Origin of the sequence: Nocardia ignorata NBRC 108230 (assembly GCF_001612905.1) — a bacterium.
GTDB lineage: Bacteria > Actinomycetota > Actinomycetes > Mycobacteriales > Mycobacteriaceae > Nocardia > Nocardia ignorata.
Window position 1 is genome coordinate 172,492 of sequence record NZ_BDBI01000024.1, and the last position, 13,241, is coordinate 185,732.

At 69.1% G+C, this 13,241-nt stretch carries 16 protein-coding genes; 8 read left to right on the forward strand and 8 right to left on the reverse strand.

The genetic code is table 11. From position 1 onward, the window contains the following. The first annotated feature begins 2 nt into the window (after positions 1 to 2). Positions 3 to 1,178 carry a cation:proton antiporter gene (locus NI2_RS20145; protein WP_067492839.1) on the forward strand — a complete coding sequence of 392 codons (1,176 nt, stop codon included), beginning with the start codon at positions 3 to 5 and terminating at the stop codon, positions 1,176 to 1,178. Here the strand turns inward: NI2_RS20145 and NI2_RS20150 are convergent, their stop codons facing one another. From NI2_RS20150 to ppgK, 3 genes are all read right to left on the reverse strand, one after another. Beyond that, positions 1,179 to 2,069, reverse strand: coding sequence for an MHYT domain-containing protein (locus NI2_RS20150; RefSeq protein ID WP_084476568.1), 891 nt, complete (start codon positions 2,067 to 2,069; stop codon positions 1,179 to 1,181). Positions 2,070 to 2,312: 243 nt separating this feature from the next. Continuing rightward, positions 2,313 to 3,683 (reverse strand): RNA polymerase sigma factor, encoded by a 1,371-nt coding sequence (locus NI2_RS20155; RefSeq protein WP_067492841.1) that lies wholly within the window; start codon positions 3,681 to 3,683, stop codon positions 2,313 to 2,315. Positions 3,684 to 3,927: 244 nt separating this feature from the next. Further along, complete coding sequence (gene ppgK / locus NI2_RS20160; RefSeq protein WP_067492843.1) at positions 3,928 to 4,686, reverse strand: polyphosphate--glucose phosphotransferase; 759 nt, start codon at positions 4,684 to 4,686, stop codon at positions 3,928 to 3,930. A 91-nt stretch (positions 4,687 to 4,777) separates the two neighbouring features. Here ppgK and NI2_RS20165 point away from each other — a divergent pair, with 91 nt between their 5' ends. Continuing rightward, entirely contained in the window at positions 4,778 to 5,668 is an 891-nt protein-coding gene (locus tag NI2_RS20165; protein ID WP_279537536.1) for an inositol monophosphatase family protein, read from the forward strand. A gap of 50 nt (positions 5,669 to 5,718) precedes the next feature. Here NI2_RS20165 and cei read toward each other — a convergent pair whose 3' ends face one another. Further along, positions 5,719 to 6,402, reverse strand: coding sequence for an envelope integrity protein Cei (gene cei / locus NI2_RS20170; RefSeq protein ID WP_067492845.1), 684 nt, complete (start codon positions 6,400 to 6,402; stop codon positions 5,719 to 5,721). A 374-nt stretch (positions 6,403 to 6,776) separates the two neighbouring features. On the opposite strand from cei, the gene NI2_RS20175 reads away from it, so the two are divergent. Beyond that, positions 6,777 to 7,079 (forward strand): DUF4193 domain-containing protein, encoded by a 303-nt coding sequence (locus NI2_RS20175; RefSeq protein WP_067492847.1) that lies wholly within the window; start codon positions 6,777 to 6,779, stop codon positions 7,077 to 7,079. 25 nt (positions 7,080 to 7,104) lie between these two features. On the opposite strand, the gene NI2_RS20180 is transcribed toward NI2_RS20175, so the two are convergent. Next, the gene (locus NI2_RS20180) at positions 7,105 to 7,569 is read right to left on the reverse strand and encodes a DUF3093 domain-containing protein (RefSeq protein ID WP_067493032.1); all 465 of its coding nucleotides are present in this window, start codon (positions 7,567 to 7,569) and stop codon (positions 7,105 to 7,107) included. A gap of 144 nt (positions 7,570 to 7,713) precedes the next feature. Here NI2_RS20180 and dut point away from each other — a divergent pair, with 144 nt between their 5' ends. Both dut and NI2_RS20190 read left to right on the forward strand, forming a co-directional pair. After that, positions 7,714 to 8,184, forward strand: a complete 471-nt coding sequence (gene dut, locus NI2_RS20185; protein WP_067492849.1) for a dUTP diphosphatase — start codon at positions 7,714 to 7,716, stop codon at positions 8,182 to 8,184. Between the two features lie 5 nt (positions 8,185 to 8,189). After that, positions 8,190 to 9,089 (forward strand): DUF3710 domain-containing protein, encoded by a 900-nt coding sequence (locus NI2_RS20190; RefSeq protein WP_067493035.1) that lies wholly within the window; start codon positions 8,190 to 8,192, stop codon positions 9,087 to 9,089. Here the strand turns inward: NI2_RS20190 and NI2_RS20195 are convergent. After that, the gene (locus NI2_RS20195; protein ID WP_067492851.1) at positions 9,086 to 9,814 is read right to left on the reverse strand and encodes an alpha/beta fold hydrolase; all 729 of its coding nucleotides are present in this window, start codon (positions 9,812 to 9,814) and stop codon (positions 9,086 to 9,088) included. The genes NI2_RS20190 and NI2_RS20195 overlap by 4 nt on opposite strands. Before the next feature lie 73 nt (positions 9,815 to 9,887). Between NI2_RS20195 and NI2_RS20200 the strand changes: the two genes are divergently transcribed. The 3 genes from NI2_RS20200 to NI2_RS20210 all read left to right on the forward strand — a co-directional run bounded on the left by NI2_RS20200 (position 9,888) and on the right by NI2_RS20210 (position 11,782). Further along, positions 9,888 to 10,295 carry an OB-fold nucleic acid binding domain-containing protein gene (locus NI2_RS20200; RefSeq protein WP_067492853.1) on the forward strand — a complete coding sequence of 136 codons (408 nt, stop codon included), beginning with the start codon at positions 9,888 to 9,890 and terminating at the stop codon, positions 10,293 to 10,295. A gap of 3 nt (positions 10,296 to 10,298) precedes the next feature. Continuing rightward, positions 10,299 to 11,036 carry a DUF3159 domain-containing protein gene (locus tag NI2_RS20205; protein WP_067492855.1) on the forward strand — a complete coding sequence of 246 codons (738 nt, stop codon included), beginning with the start codon at positions 10,299 to 10,301 and terminating at the stop codon, positions 11,034 to 11,036. A 125-nt stretch (positions 11,037 to 11,161) separates the two neighbouring features. Then, positions 11,162 to 11,782 carry a sigma-70 family RNA polymerase sigma factor gene (locus tag NI2_RS20210; protein ID WP_371851992.1) on the forward strand — a complete coding sequence of 207 codons (621 nt, stop codon included), beginning with the start codon at positions 11,162 to 11,164 and terminating at the stop codon, positions 11,780 to 11,782. Positions 11,783 to 11,789: 7 nt separating this feature from the next. Here NI2_RS20210 and NI2_RS20215 read toward each other — a convergent pair whose 3' ends face one another. Then, a complete protein-coding gene (locus NI2_RS20215; RefSeq protein ID WP_067492857.1) occupies positions 11,790 to 12,461 on the reverse strand; it encodes a potassium channel family protein in 672 nt (223 codons plus the stop codon). A gap of 2 nt (positions 12,462 to 12,463) precedes the next feature. Next, positions 12,464 to 13,129, reverse strand: coding sequence for a potassium channel family protein (locus NI2_RS20220; RefSeq protein WP_067492859.1), 666 nt, complete (start codon positions 13,127 to 13,129; stop codon positions 12,464 to 12,466). Between the last annotated feature and the right edge of the window lie 112 nt (positions 13,130 to 13,241).

Here is a 13,241-nt window from a genome sequence, read left to right on the forward strand (position 1 = left end):
CCGTGACCGCGCAGGCCCTGGCGCTGCTCGAACTAGGCATGATCTTGTTCGCGCTGGGGATCTGCGGCCGGATCGCAGGCCGGTTCGGAATGTCACCGATCCCGCTGTACCTGCTCGGCGGGCTGGCGTTCGGGCGTGGCGGTTTCGTGGAACTGGAAGGCGCGATCGAATTCGGTCACGTCGCCAGCGAGATCGGCGTGGTACTGCTGCTGTTGCTGCTCGGGCTCGAATACACCGCACCCGAACTGATGACCGGGCTGCGCCGCTCCTGGACCGCCGGTGTGCTCGACCTGCTCGCCAACGCGCTGCCCGGCGCCGCCGTCGCCCTGATCCTGGGCTGGGGCATTCTCGGCGCCGTGGTGCTCGGCGGCGTCACCTACATCTCGTCCTCGGGGATCGTGGCCAAACTCCTCGACGACCTCGGCCGCCTCGGTAACCGAGAAACCCCCGTGGTGCTCTCGATCCTCGTGTTCGAGGACCTCGCGATGGCGGTGTATCTGCCCATCCTCACCATGATGCTGGCGGGCCTGAGCCTGCTCAGCGGGCTGGTGTCGCTGGCCGTCGCGCTGGCGACGATCACCGTGGTGCTGGTGGTGGCGTTGCGGTTCGGGCGGGTGGTCTCTGCGGTGCTCGACAGCACCGATCGCGAGGTGTTCCTGCTGCAGCTGATCGGCGCGGCGCTGCTGGTCGCCGGTGCGGCCTCGGCGCTGAACGTGTCGGCCGCGGTCGGCGCCTTCCTGCTCGGCATCGCGATCTCGGGGTCGACCGCGCAGGAGGCGGCCAAGCTGCTCGAACCGTTGCGCGATCTGTTCGCGGCCATCTTCTTCGTGGCCTTCGGCCTGTCCATCGACCCGGCTGCCATTCCGCCGGTGCTCGCCTGGGCGGCGGGGCTCGCGGTGGTCACCACGGGCACCAAGATGGTCGTCGGCTGGTGGGCGGCGAGCAGGGAGGGCATCGCGCGGGCGGGCCGGGCGCGAGCGGGTGCTGCGCTGGTCGCCCGCGGCGAATTCTCCATCGTCATCGCCGGTTTGGCGGTGAGCTACGGCACCGCCGACCACCGCCTCGTCGCGCTCGCGTCGGCCTATGTGCTGCTGATGGCGGTGCTCGGTCCCGTCATCGCGCGGGTGATCGAACCCGTCGTCACTCGTGGTGGGCGCCGGAGCCTTTCGGCGACGTGACTAATCGATGACCCGGCGCGGCCAGGCACCCGCCACGTCGTAGGCCAGTTCCTCCGTGCGGTATTCGATCGGCTCCTGCATCCGCACCGGCGCGGGCATCGCGGGTGGCGGCACGGCACGCTTACGCGGCTCGTGGCGGGAGGTGAGCCACATGCGCGGCAGCGCCTCCTCGTTCTCGATCTCGGTGAGGCTCACACTGATCAGCACCAGCATGGTGACGATGCTGCTCACCCCGATCAGCGGTGCGAGCAGTTCCATCGCCCCCGCCCCCGAGGGTGGCCCGCCATGGTGACCGGGGTGCGCCTTCATGGCCGCCATGCCGGTGTAATGCATGCCGGTGACGGCTACGCCCATGATCAGCGAGGCGCCGATGGTGGCCAGAAATCCCTTGACGCGCAAGGTGAACCACAGCGCGACGATCGAGGCGACCACCGCGATCACCAGCGACAGCGTGACGATCATCGCGTCGTAGGACACCGTTGCCGTCGACTTCATCGCATACATGCCCGCGTAGTGCATGGTGCCCACCCCGAGTCCGGCGATGGTGCCACCGCCCACGAGCGAGCGCAGCGTCGGCTGCGGTTTGTTCACCATGAACAGCCCGATCCCGACGACGACCATCGCCGTGATCGCGCTGAGCATAGTCAGGGGGACGTCGTAGCGGATCTCCGCGCCCCGGATGCTGAACCCGAGCATCGCGATGAAATGCATGACCCAGATACCGGTTCCGCCGATCGCGATGGCGGCGCCGACGAGCCAGCTCACCCGCCCCTCGGTGGCGTTGCGTCCACGCGCGGCGCACTGCAGTCCGAGCAGGCAACCGGTGACGGACATGAAATAGGCGAGAACAGGGGTGATCCAGCCGTAACTGAAGTGATAGATGTCGAGCACGCCGCGCAAACCCTCAATGCCGGTACCGCTGACCGGTCGGCGGTAGAACGAAAAGCTGGACGTGACGATACGGCGAAAACCCCGAATTCGGTGCCATCACAGCGCAATCCAGGAGTGTGGGTTTGATCACGAAACGATTACCGCGAGTCTTCTGTGGTAAACGGACCGTTCGGAATTCGGCGACGGACACAAGAAAAGGCCCGGACCTCTTGTCATAAGGTCCGGGCCTCGTCTCGCGAATGCCTAGTCGAGGTAGTCGCGCAGCACCTGCGAACGGCTCGGGTGACGCAGCTTGCTCATCGTCTTGGACTCGATCTGCCGGATGCGCTCACGCGTGACGCCGTAGACCTGACCGATCTCGTCGAGGGTGCGCGGCTGACCGTCGGTGAGGCCGAAGCGCAACCGCACCACGCCCGCCTCACGCTCGGACAGCGTCTCGAGCACCGACTGCAGCTGATCCTGCAGCAGGGTGAAGCTCACCGCGTCGACCGCGACGACCGCCTCGGAGTCCTCGATGAAATCGCCGAGCTGGCTGTCGCCTTCGTCGCCGATGGTCTGGTCGAGCGAGATGGGTTCACGCGCGTACTGCTGGATCTCGAGGACCTTCTCCGGCGTGATGTCCATTTCCTTGGCCAGCTCCTCCGGGGTGGGCTCACGGCCCAGGTCCTGGAGCAGCTCGCGCTGGATGCGCCCGAGCTTGTTGATGACCTCCACCATGTGCACCGGAATACGGATGGTGCGTGCCTGGTCGGCCATGGCACGGGTGATGGCCTGACGGATCCACCACGTGGCGTAGGTCGAGAACTTGTAACCCTTGGTGTAGTCGAACTTCTCGACCGCGCGGATCAGACCCAGGTTGCCCTCCTGGATCAGGTCGAGGAACGCCATGCCGCGGCCGGTGTAGCGCTTGGCCAGCGACACCACCAGGCGCAGGTTGGCCTCGAGCAGGTGGTTCTTGGCCCGGTTGCCATCGCGCACGATCCAGTTGAAATCGCGGCGGGTGGTCACCGACAGCTTCTCGCCCGCCTCGGCGAACTCGCGCATCTTCTCCGCCGCGAACAGGCCGGCCTCGATCCGCTTGGCGAGTTCGACCTCCTCCTCGGCGTTGAGCAGCGCGACCTTGCCGATCTGCTTGAGGTAGGCGCGGACCGAGTCGGCGGAGGCGGTGAGTTCGGCATCCTTGCGCGCCTGACGCAGCGCCTCGGATTCCTCCTCGTCCCAGACGAAATCGCCGGAGGCCTTGTCCTTCTCGGTCGGCTCGGTGGTGTCGGCGGCATCGGCGGTGTCGTCGGCGACCTCCTCGACGATGACATCACCGTCGGTGAGTTCGTCCTCGGCGACCTCGAGATCACCGAGATCGTCGAGTTCGATCGACTCGTCGTCGAGTTGCTCCTCGCCCCCCTCGGCCGCGGTCGCCTTCTTGGCCGCGGTTTTCTTCGCCGGGGCCTTCTTGGCGGCAGCCTTCTTCGCCGGGGCCTTCTTGGCAGCGGCCTTCTTCGCCGGGGCCTTCTTGGCAGCGGCCTTCTTCGCCGGAGCCTTCTTGGCGGGAGTTACGGCGTCGTCGGCATCGGCGTCGGCCGAGTCGGCGGTCTGACGGGTATTCGTGGCTACCACGTACGCCCTTTCGTGACGGTCTCGTGCGGCGTCACGCCAGAGTGGTTTCCGGCGGAGCGGTCGGTCGGGTTGCACCGGCGGTGCGTCGGTCGGGTGCTCTCCGGCTCGTTCACCGGCTTGCTCGCGACCGGCTGAGGCCGGAAGGTTTCACCGGCTCACCGCCGGACGTGTTCCATTGTAACGATCCAACCAGGGTACTCAGTGCCACGATGCCCTCCAGGCGTTGCGGCGTCGTCCTCGTGCGTTACGGCGCGATGCCCCCGGCGATGGCCATCGCCGCGCCGACGATACCCGCGGTGTTCTTCAACACGGCCGGAATCACCGGAGTTCGGTTCGTGAGCAACGGTATCCACTGCTCGTGATCGCGGCTGATACCGCCGCCCGCCACGATCACCTTCGGCCAGAAGAGGTTCTCGATGTGGATCAGGGCCGTGCTCACCCGCTGCGCCCACTCCGGGTAGGTGAGGCCGTCGCGGTCCTTGATCGAGGCGGCGGCCATGTGCTCCGCTTCCACCCCCTCGATGACGAGGTGGCCGAGCTCGGAGTTGGGCACAAGTGTGCCGTTGTAGAGAAACGCCGAGCCGATCCCGGTGCCGAAAGTGAGCAGCAGGGTGAGGCCGTTCAGGTCGCGGGCGGTGCCGTAGCTGTCCTCGGCAAGCCCCGCCGCGTCGGCGTCGTTGAGCACCGTCACCGTCCGCCCGCCGAGCGCGGCCGAGAACAGGGCGCGCGCGTCGGTACCGATCCAGGCGGGGTCGATATTGGCGGCCGTGCGGGCGTGCCCGTCGAGCACCACGCACGGCAGCGTGATCCCCACCGGTCCCTCCCAGCCGGCCAGCGCGACGAGTTCGGCCACGGCCGCCGCCACCGCCTCGGGCGTGGCGGGTCGCGGAGTGGCGATCTTGAGCCGCTCATGGGTGAGCAGACCGGTGTCGAGATCGACCACGGCCCCCTTCACGCCACTTCCCCCGATATCGATGCCGAATGCGTGCCCCCGAGCGGACATGGATGAACCCCTTGCCTGACGCGGTCGATGTGCCGGACAAAGAGTAGCGGTAGTCACCGCTCGCTCGGGCTCCCGCATATGATCCGATGGCGTGGTGCCTCAACACAGTTCCGTTGCCCCCGCCACGACCGCCGCCGACGAACGACTGCGCGAGCTCGCCGTCGAGCTCGCCGAGACCGCCGCCGCGCATGTGCGTGCCCGCCGACCCGAGGTGTTCGCCGACGGGGGACCCGTCGACGGTGCCGTGGCGACCAAGGGGCACATCACCGACCCGGTCACCGTGGTCGACACCGAGTCCGAACAACTGATCCGCGACCTGCTCGCCCAGCGCCGACCCGACGACGCGATCCTGGGCGAGGAGGGCGGCGGCGATGTCGGTGCCACCGCGCCGGGCGCCGTCACCTGGGTGGTCGACCCGATCGACGGGACCGTCAACTTCCTCTACGGCCTGCCCGGGTACGCGGTCTCGGTGGCAGCGGTGATCGACGGCGCCCCGGTAGCGGGAGCGGTGGCCGACGTGGCGACCGCGACCACCTACAGCGCCGTGCGCGGCGGCGGGGCGTTCGCCGTCACCGCCGACGGCACCCGCACGAAACTGTCCTGTACCCAAGAGGATTCGCTGTCGGTGGCACTGGTCGCCACCGGTTTCGCCTACGGCACCCGGCGTCGCGCCGACCAGGCGAGGCTGCTCACCGAGATCCTGCCCCAGGTCCGCGACATCCGCCGCCTCGGCGCCGCCGCCATGGACCTGTGCCACGTCGCCTCGGGTCACCTCGACGCCTACTACGAGCACGGGCTCAACGCCTGGGACTGGGCGGCGGGCGCCCTCATCGCCGCCGAAGCGGGCGCGGTGGTGCACGTCCCGCCGGTCACCGTCGGCGGTGCCGCGGGCGAACTGACCTTCGTCGCCGCCCCCGGCATCGCCGAGGATTTCGCCGCCCTCCTCACCGAGACCGGCGCGACAACACCCCTACCCGACTGAGAAGCCGGGCCCCCCGGGCCGAGAAACCCGCGGCGCCAGCCGCCGATATCTCAGCACTTGACGGTGCGGGCGGCGTCGAGGAGGTCGGGGTCGATGGAGGACGAGCTGGCGCCGGGGGCCAAATTCTTCAGCGCGCGCAGGACCGCTTCGGCGTCGGCGCTCGGGCGGAGCGACTCGCCGAAGGCCAGGCCCAGCACCAGGTCGACCGAGTCGTCGGTGCGCGGGTCCTCGATCAGTTCGGCACAGGGCGCGACCAGCTGCACCGAGGCGGCGGCGGGCCTGCCGTTCACGCCGTAGCGGATCTGGCCGGTGCAGTTGAGGTCACCGCTGACATAGACCGGATCGTTACCGACCTGTGTCCCCGGTGCGCTCGCGAAGCCGAGGTCACCGAGCGCGGAGGCGATGTTGCCCGCCTGTCCGCTCTTGCCGTTGGCGTTGAACACCCGCACCTTGGACTCCGACAGCGCCGCCGGATCCACCTCGTCCAGGCGCGAGGGCCCGACTCGGGTGCCGAGCGGTGCGGGCTTGGGCGCGTTGGTCGCGGTCGGTGTGCTCGGCGCGTTGCACGCCATCGGCTCGTTGTTGTCCTCGCGGGTGCGGAACGCCGCCACCCACACGAACAGGGCCACAAGAGCCAGCACGAGGACCATCGCGAGCCACAGCTCGGGGCGCCGTCGCGGAAAGGGTTTGCCGTCGCGATCGGTCGCGCTGCCTTCGGTGATCAGTGAAACCACGCGCTCACTCTACGAGTCCGCCGCCGATGCGCGAGTGCGGGAGGTCTCGGCGAGTTTCCCGGCAGGTGAAGATTCGTCGTCGGTTTCGTCGCGGCGGGGTTTTGATTGCGACATTTGTCGGTAGGTCCGCTATTGTCTGCCCGCCCAGATCGAATAATCACCCGTGAAACGGTGGTCGGTCGCGGGAACAACAAGGGCATGTCCTGCGTTAACCGAACGCTGTCGGAGTAGATCGAGCAACGATCCACCTGATAGTCGAGCGGTGTACGTGTGAGGTGCACCACCGGCGGGGCGGTCGAGCGCCGTCTCCCTGCGGGGACGTGGCAATCGAACTGATCCGGTATTTACGGAGTAAGGACTGAGGGGAAGACGACATGGCAACCGACTATGACGCACCGCGGCGCACCGAATCCGACGAAGTGTCGGAGGATTCGCTCGAGGAGCTGAAGGCCCGCCGCAACGAGGCGCAGTCCGCCGTCGTGGACATCGACGAGACCGACACAGCGGAATCGTTCGAGCTTCCCGGCGCGGACCTGTCCGACGAGGTGCTCAGCGTTCGGGTGGTCCCGAAGCAGGCAGACGAGTTCACCTGCTCGAGCTGTTTCCTCGTGCACCACCGAAGCAGGCTGGCCAGCGAGAAGGGTGGCGAGATGATCTGCATGGACTGCGCCCTCTGACGCGTTCCACGGCGAGGTAGACGGGTCAGCCCGCGCTCGGGAGTCCGAGCGCGGCCAACACCCGGTCGGGCCTGCGCGTGCTGATCAACCAGTACGGCGTCGGGTCGTCCGGGTCGTCGAGGACGAGCAATGCCATCGGCCCGATCCAGGGCCGGTGCTGGACATAGGCGGCGGGGTCGAGCTGACGACCCAGCGCCGCGCTCTTGGCCGTCGGTGCGACGGCCGCGGCCCGTGCGACGAAGCTCACCGGCAGGTGGGCGCGGTCGACGCGCAATTCCGCCGTTCCCTCGGGGGTGACGGCCACTTCCAGCCGGTGACGGCTCATCCACAACAGAATCCACACGGGCACCGGTGCCATCAGCACGTACGGCAACCAGGCCCGCAGCCCGGGCGCGCCCATGTGGAACTCGGCGGCGATCAGCCCGGCGATCGCGAAGCCCACCGGCCACCACCACAGTGGCACCCACAGGCGCTCCCGGTAGGGCGACACGGTGGGCGCGGCGGCCGCGCGAGCGTCGGTGTCTGCGGCGTCGGTGGTCGGAGAATGGGACTGGTCGGGCACGGTTCAAGACTAGGCGATCGTGGCAGGGTCGTGACGCGCTGGTCCGGCTCCGAGCGCGTAGTCTCGACCGATGTGAACGCACTTGCACCGATTCCGCTGCGGCGGCTCGATCCCGGCATCCCTGTGCCGAAGCGTGCCCATCCGGGTGACGCGGGCGTCGACCTCTGTACCACCGAGGATGTGATCATCGAACCGGGTGAGCGGGTGCTGGTCGGCACCGGGATCGCGCTCGCGCTGCCGGTCGGCACGGTCGGCCTGATCCACCCCCGCTCGGGTCTGGCCGCGAAGGCGGGGCTGTCGGTGGTGAACACACCGGGCACGATCGATGCGGGCTATCGGGGCGAGATCAAAGTGTGCCTGATCAATCACGACCCGCGCACCGCCATCGAGCTGCGCCGCGGTGACCGCATCGCCCAGCTGCTCGTGCAGCGGGTGGAGCTGGTCGAGTTCGCCGAGGTCGACGACTTGGACGAAACCGTGCGTGGCGCGGGTGGTTACGGGTCGAGCGGCGGGCACGCGAGCCTGACCGGCAAGGAGGCGTAATGGGTCTGTTCGGCAAGAAGAAGCGCGCATCGCGCGAGGACGACGCGGTCTACGACGACGACTACGGCGACGACTACGCCGCGGACGACTACGACGATTTCGCCGACACCGACGACTACGACACCGACGAGTTCCGCCGCCCCGACTTCGCCCACCTCGATTTCGACGACGCCCCAACCGACGAGCGCATCTACGGCAACTTCGACCACGCCCCCGACGCCGCCGCCGGCCCGTACGACATCACCGAAGTGACCGACGACATGATCGCGCGCAGGCTCGATCTGGGGTCGGTGGTCATCCCGGTGCCCGAGGGTGGGCAGCTGCAGGTGGAGATGAGTCCCGACGGCACCCCGCAGGCGGTGCACCTGGCCACCCAGCACGGCAGGCTCACCGTTGCCGCGTACGCCGCGCCGAAGTCGGCCGGGCAGTGGCGCCTCGTCGCGGCCGACCTGGCCGAGTCGCTGCGCGGTGACGGTGCGAGCGTCGCCATCGAGAAGGGCCCGTGGGGTCGTGAGGTGAAGGCGGTCACCGAGGGCGCCGATCTGCGCTTCATCGGTGTCGACGGACCGCGCTGGATGATCCGGCTGGTCGCGGCGGGCCCCTCGGGCGCGGTCGACGATCGCAGCCCGCTCATCACCGCCGCGCGGGCCGTCCTGGCCGACGCGGTGGTGCGGCGCGGCTCCGAGCCGCTGCCGGTGCGTGACCCGCTGCCCGTGGTGCTGCCCCAGGAGCTGGCCGAACAGCTCGCCGCCGCCCATCAGCAGCAGGTGCTCGCCCAGCAGCAGGCCATGGCCGCGCAGGCGGCTGCCGCGCAGACCCCGCCCTCGGCGGTGCCGCCGAAGCTGCCCGACGAACCGCGGCGTGGCGCCGACGGGTCGGCGATGCAGCAACTCGGCCTGAACTAGGTTGCGGCCGAGATCTTTTCGGTCGAGAGACGGTCGAGTTCGGTGAACCCGGTGTGTCCGAGGACCGCCGGGTTCGCGCCGAGGTCGTCGAGGGTGATCCGGCGCAATCCGGCCGTCGGCAGCGTCGCGGCCCATTCTTCGGCGACGGCGAACGGATGCACCGGGTCGTCGCCCGCGCCGATCACCGCGACCGGGACGGGGCAGGCGGCCAGTTCCTCGACGGTCGGCCAGGAGTAGGCGGCCGCCTCGTCCAGAGCCCGCGGCAGGTCGGGCCACTGGCCGCGCCAGGACTGGGCGAGCGCCTCGGCCAGCCAGGCCGGGCTCGAGGCGCGCATGCGGGCGATCACGGCGTCCAGACCGTCGGCGCGAAGTTGCCCGGCGGTTGCCGAGGCGCTCAGAGCGGCGGGGCACGAAGTGGTTTCCGGGCCCGTCCAGGCGGGTAATGCTGTGATGACACCGACAACCGCGTCGCGATGTCCGGTGGCCCACCGTAAGGCGATCGCGGCACCCAGCGAGATCCCGGCCGCCAGGACCGGTCCGCGCGCGGCGGCGGTGTGCAAAGCCGCGGTACAGCTCGCGATCACGGCCTTCGGGTCGGGTTCGACGGCAAGGAATTCCAGGCCGTGAGCGGCCGCGGCAGGTCCGAATGCACGGGCTGCGAAATCGGCGTCGGAGCCGGTTCCGGGCAGGGCGACCACGGTGACCTGGGGTGGGGTGCGCAACACGGACCGAGCGTAGCGGCCCGGCGTTTGCCCATCTACAGTGGCGTTGAAGGCCAACTAGCGGGAGAAGCGTGCCATGTCGTCATCCACGGGCTCACACAAGTCGGGATCGGGCCCGGACTCGGGATATTTTCGTCGACTCGGACGCCGCCTGACGGCCGATATCGATCAGCTCGACGCCGAGGAACTGGCCGAGACCGCCGACGCCTCGGGCGCCCGGCGAGCCAAGGACTGTTGTCGCGGCGAGGAAGCCACCATCGTCGGCAGGCTGCGCAGTGTGGAGGCCTGTCCGAAGGCGGCCGGTGCCACGGTGCAGGCCGAGTTCTTCGACGGCACCGACGCCATCACCCTGGTGTGGATCGGGCGCAGGCGCATCCCCGGCATCGAACCGGGCAGGCGCATCCTGGTGCGCGGCCGCGTCGGCGACCGCGACGGCCGCAAAGTGATCTTCAACCCCTACTACGAATTGCGCGGGAACAGCTGACGTATGCCCTCCAGCGACGAGTACCGCCACACCGCGGACCCTGATGCCACCGTTGCCCTGCCGGTGGTCACCGACCACCCCGTCGACCCCGACGTCGACAAGGAGACGGCCGAGGCCGAGCAGACCCTGCTCGAGCAGCTCGGCGGCATCAGCGGCCTGATCTACTCCACCCTGCCCGTGCTCGTGTTCGTTCCGGTGAACACCTTCGCCGGGCTCACCGCCGCCATCTGGGCCGCCCTCGGCGTGGCCGCGGGCGTGCTGATCTGGCGGCTCGTGCAACGCAGCCCCGTCCAGCCTGCCATCTCCGGTTTCCTCGGCGTCGGGCTGTGCGCGTTCATCGCCCACCGGGTGGGAGAAGCCAAGGGCTTCTTCCTGTTCGGCATCTACACCAGCCTCGTGTACGCGGGCGTGTTCGCGCTGTCGATCCTGTTCCGGTGGCCGCTGGTCGGGGTGATCTGGGGCGCGCTCAACGGCCACGGCACCGCATGGCGCAGCGATCCACGGCTGCGCAAGCTCTACGACCTGGCCACCGTCGTGTGGGTCGTCGTCTTCGGCGCCCGCTACCTGGTGCAGTCCCAGCTCTACGACACCGACCACACCACCTGGCTCGCCATCGCCCGCATCGCGATGGGCTGGCCGCTGACCGCGGTCGCCCTGGTGGTCACCGTGTGGGCGGTGCGTCGCGCGGGCCACCTGCCCGCCGACAAGTCCGCTGTCGGAAGGGATTCCGCTTCCGCCTGAGGGTGGGCAGGGGTACCGCCGGAGGTGGGGAACTACCCACCCTGGGGTGCCTGGTTGCCGCCGCCTGTTCGTCGCACGATCAATGCATACCGAATTACGCAGTGATCGTGAGAGGACCGGCGACCATGATGGCAACCGAGCACCGTGCAAGCGCAGCTTCCAAGCCCGGCTCAGCCCAGTCGGAGAGCAGGCGCATCGGCGCCGAACTCGACGCCCTGATCGGTCCCGCCGCCCGCAACGACCGCGACGCGATCGCCGAGATCCTGCGCCTGGTCCACCCCCTCGTGCGCCGCTACTGCTCGGCGCGGATGGGTGCCACCGGCCACCTCACGGTCACCGCCGACGATGTCACCCAGGAAGTCCTGATCGCCACCGTCGCCGCCATCCCGCGCTACCGTGACCAGGGCAAATCCTTCTTGGCCTTCGTGTACGGCATCGCCGCCAACAAGGTGTCCGACGCCTTCCGCCGGGGCAAGCACACCGCGTATCCGATGGCCGAGATGCCCGACACCGCCAGCGCCGAAGCGGGCCCGGAGGACTGGGCGCTCGCCTTCGAACGGCGTGCCGCGACCCGCGAACTGATGCAGGTGCTGGCCCCGAATCACCGTGAGGTGCTGATGATGCGGATCGTGCTCGGCTGGAGCGCCGCGCAGACCGCCGAGGCCATCGGCACCAGCCCCGGAGTGGTCCGGGTGATGCAGCATCGCGCGCTCAACAAGCTGCGCGCTCAGCTCGCCGCCGCCTGAGGGCGGCTCAGGGCCGGATGCCGTGCCCGGCCAGGGTGAGCCGCAGGTCCTCCTCGGCCTCCACCGAGGTGACGAACAGCAGCTCGTCGTCGCCTTCGAAGGGGTCGTCGGCCTGGGGCACGATCACCCGGCCGCCGCGCAGGATCGTCACCAGCGCGGTGTCGCGCGGCAGGACCAGGCTGCGCACCGGTTTACCGGCCAGCTGGGTGTCGGCGGGCAGGGTGATCTCGACCAGGTTGGCCTGGCCCTGGCGCAATGTCATGAGCCGAACCAGATCACCCACCGACACCGCCTCCTCGACCAGCGAGGCGAGCAGGCGCGGTGTCGACACGGCCACGTCCACACCCCAGGACTCGTCGAAGAGCCATTCGTTGCGCGGATCGTTCACCCGCGCCACCACCCGGCGCACCCCGAACTCGGTCTTGGCGAGCAGGCTGTGGACCAGGTTGGTCTTGTCGTCGCCGGTGGCCGCGATCACCACCTCGTAGGTTTCCAGCCCGGCGTTCTCGAGCAGCGACAGCTCGCAGGCGTCGGCGTGTACCCAGACCGCGTCGGGGATGGCGGGCGGGTCGATGTGGTCGAGCTGGCGTTCCAGCAGCATCACCCGATGCCCGCCGCGCAGCAGTTCCCTGGCGATCGAGCGCCCGACGGCGCCCGCCCCGGCAATGGCCACCTTCATGTTCAGTCCTCGCTCACGGGGGCCTTGGCCGCCAGCGCGACCACCTCGCCGACACTGCCGGAGGTCGCCGCGACGTACACCACGTCGTCGGCCTGGACCACCGTCTTGGATTCGGGCAGCAGGCCCCGGCCGAAGCGCAGGATGAACGCCACCCGCACGCCGAGGTCGCGTTCGAGGTCGCGCACGGTGCGACCGAACCAGTCCTCGTGCAGCGTGAGCTGGGTGACGGCCACCGCGCCGGTGGGTTCGCGCCAGGTGGTCGTGGAGTTGTCACCGATCAGCGTGCGCAGGAAACGGTCGGTCGTCCACGGCACGGTGGCGATGGTCGGGATGCCGAGCCGTTCGTAGACCTCGGCGCGTTTGGCGTCGTAGATCCGGGCGACCACGCGTTCCACGCCGAACATCTCCCTGGCCACCCGCGCGGAGATGATGTTGGAGTTGTCGCCCGAGGACACGGCCGCGAAGGCGTCGGCACGTTCGATTCCCGCGCGGGTCAGTACGTCACGGTCGAAGCCGACGCCGATCACTTCCTGCCCGGTGAAGCCCTCACCGAGCCGGCGGAAGGCGCTGGGATCACGGTCGATCACCGTGACCTCGTGACCCACCCGGGTCAAGGCGCGGGCCAGCGACGACCCGACGCGCCCACACCCCATGATCACTACGTACACCGTGCACCCTCGTTCCTTGCCGAACCCGTGGCGTCCGGTTTGGACCGTACCCGCCGGAGCTTCCCCCGCCCAGTTTCCCCCTGGCGAGGCGGTGCAAACAACCTCGACATCC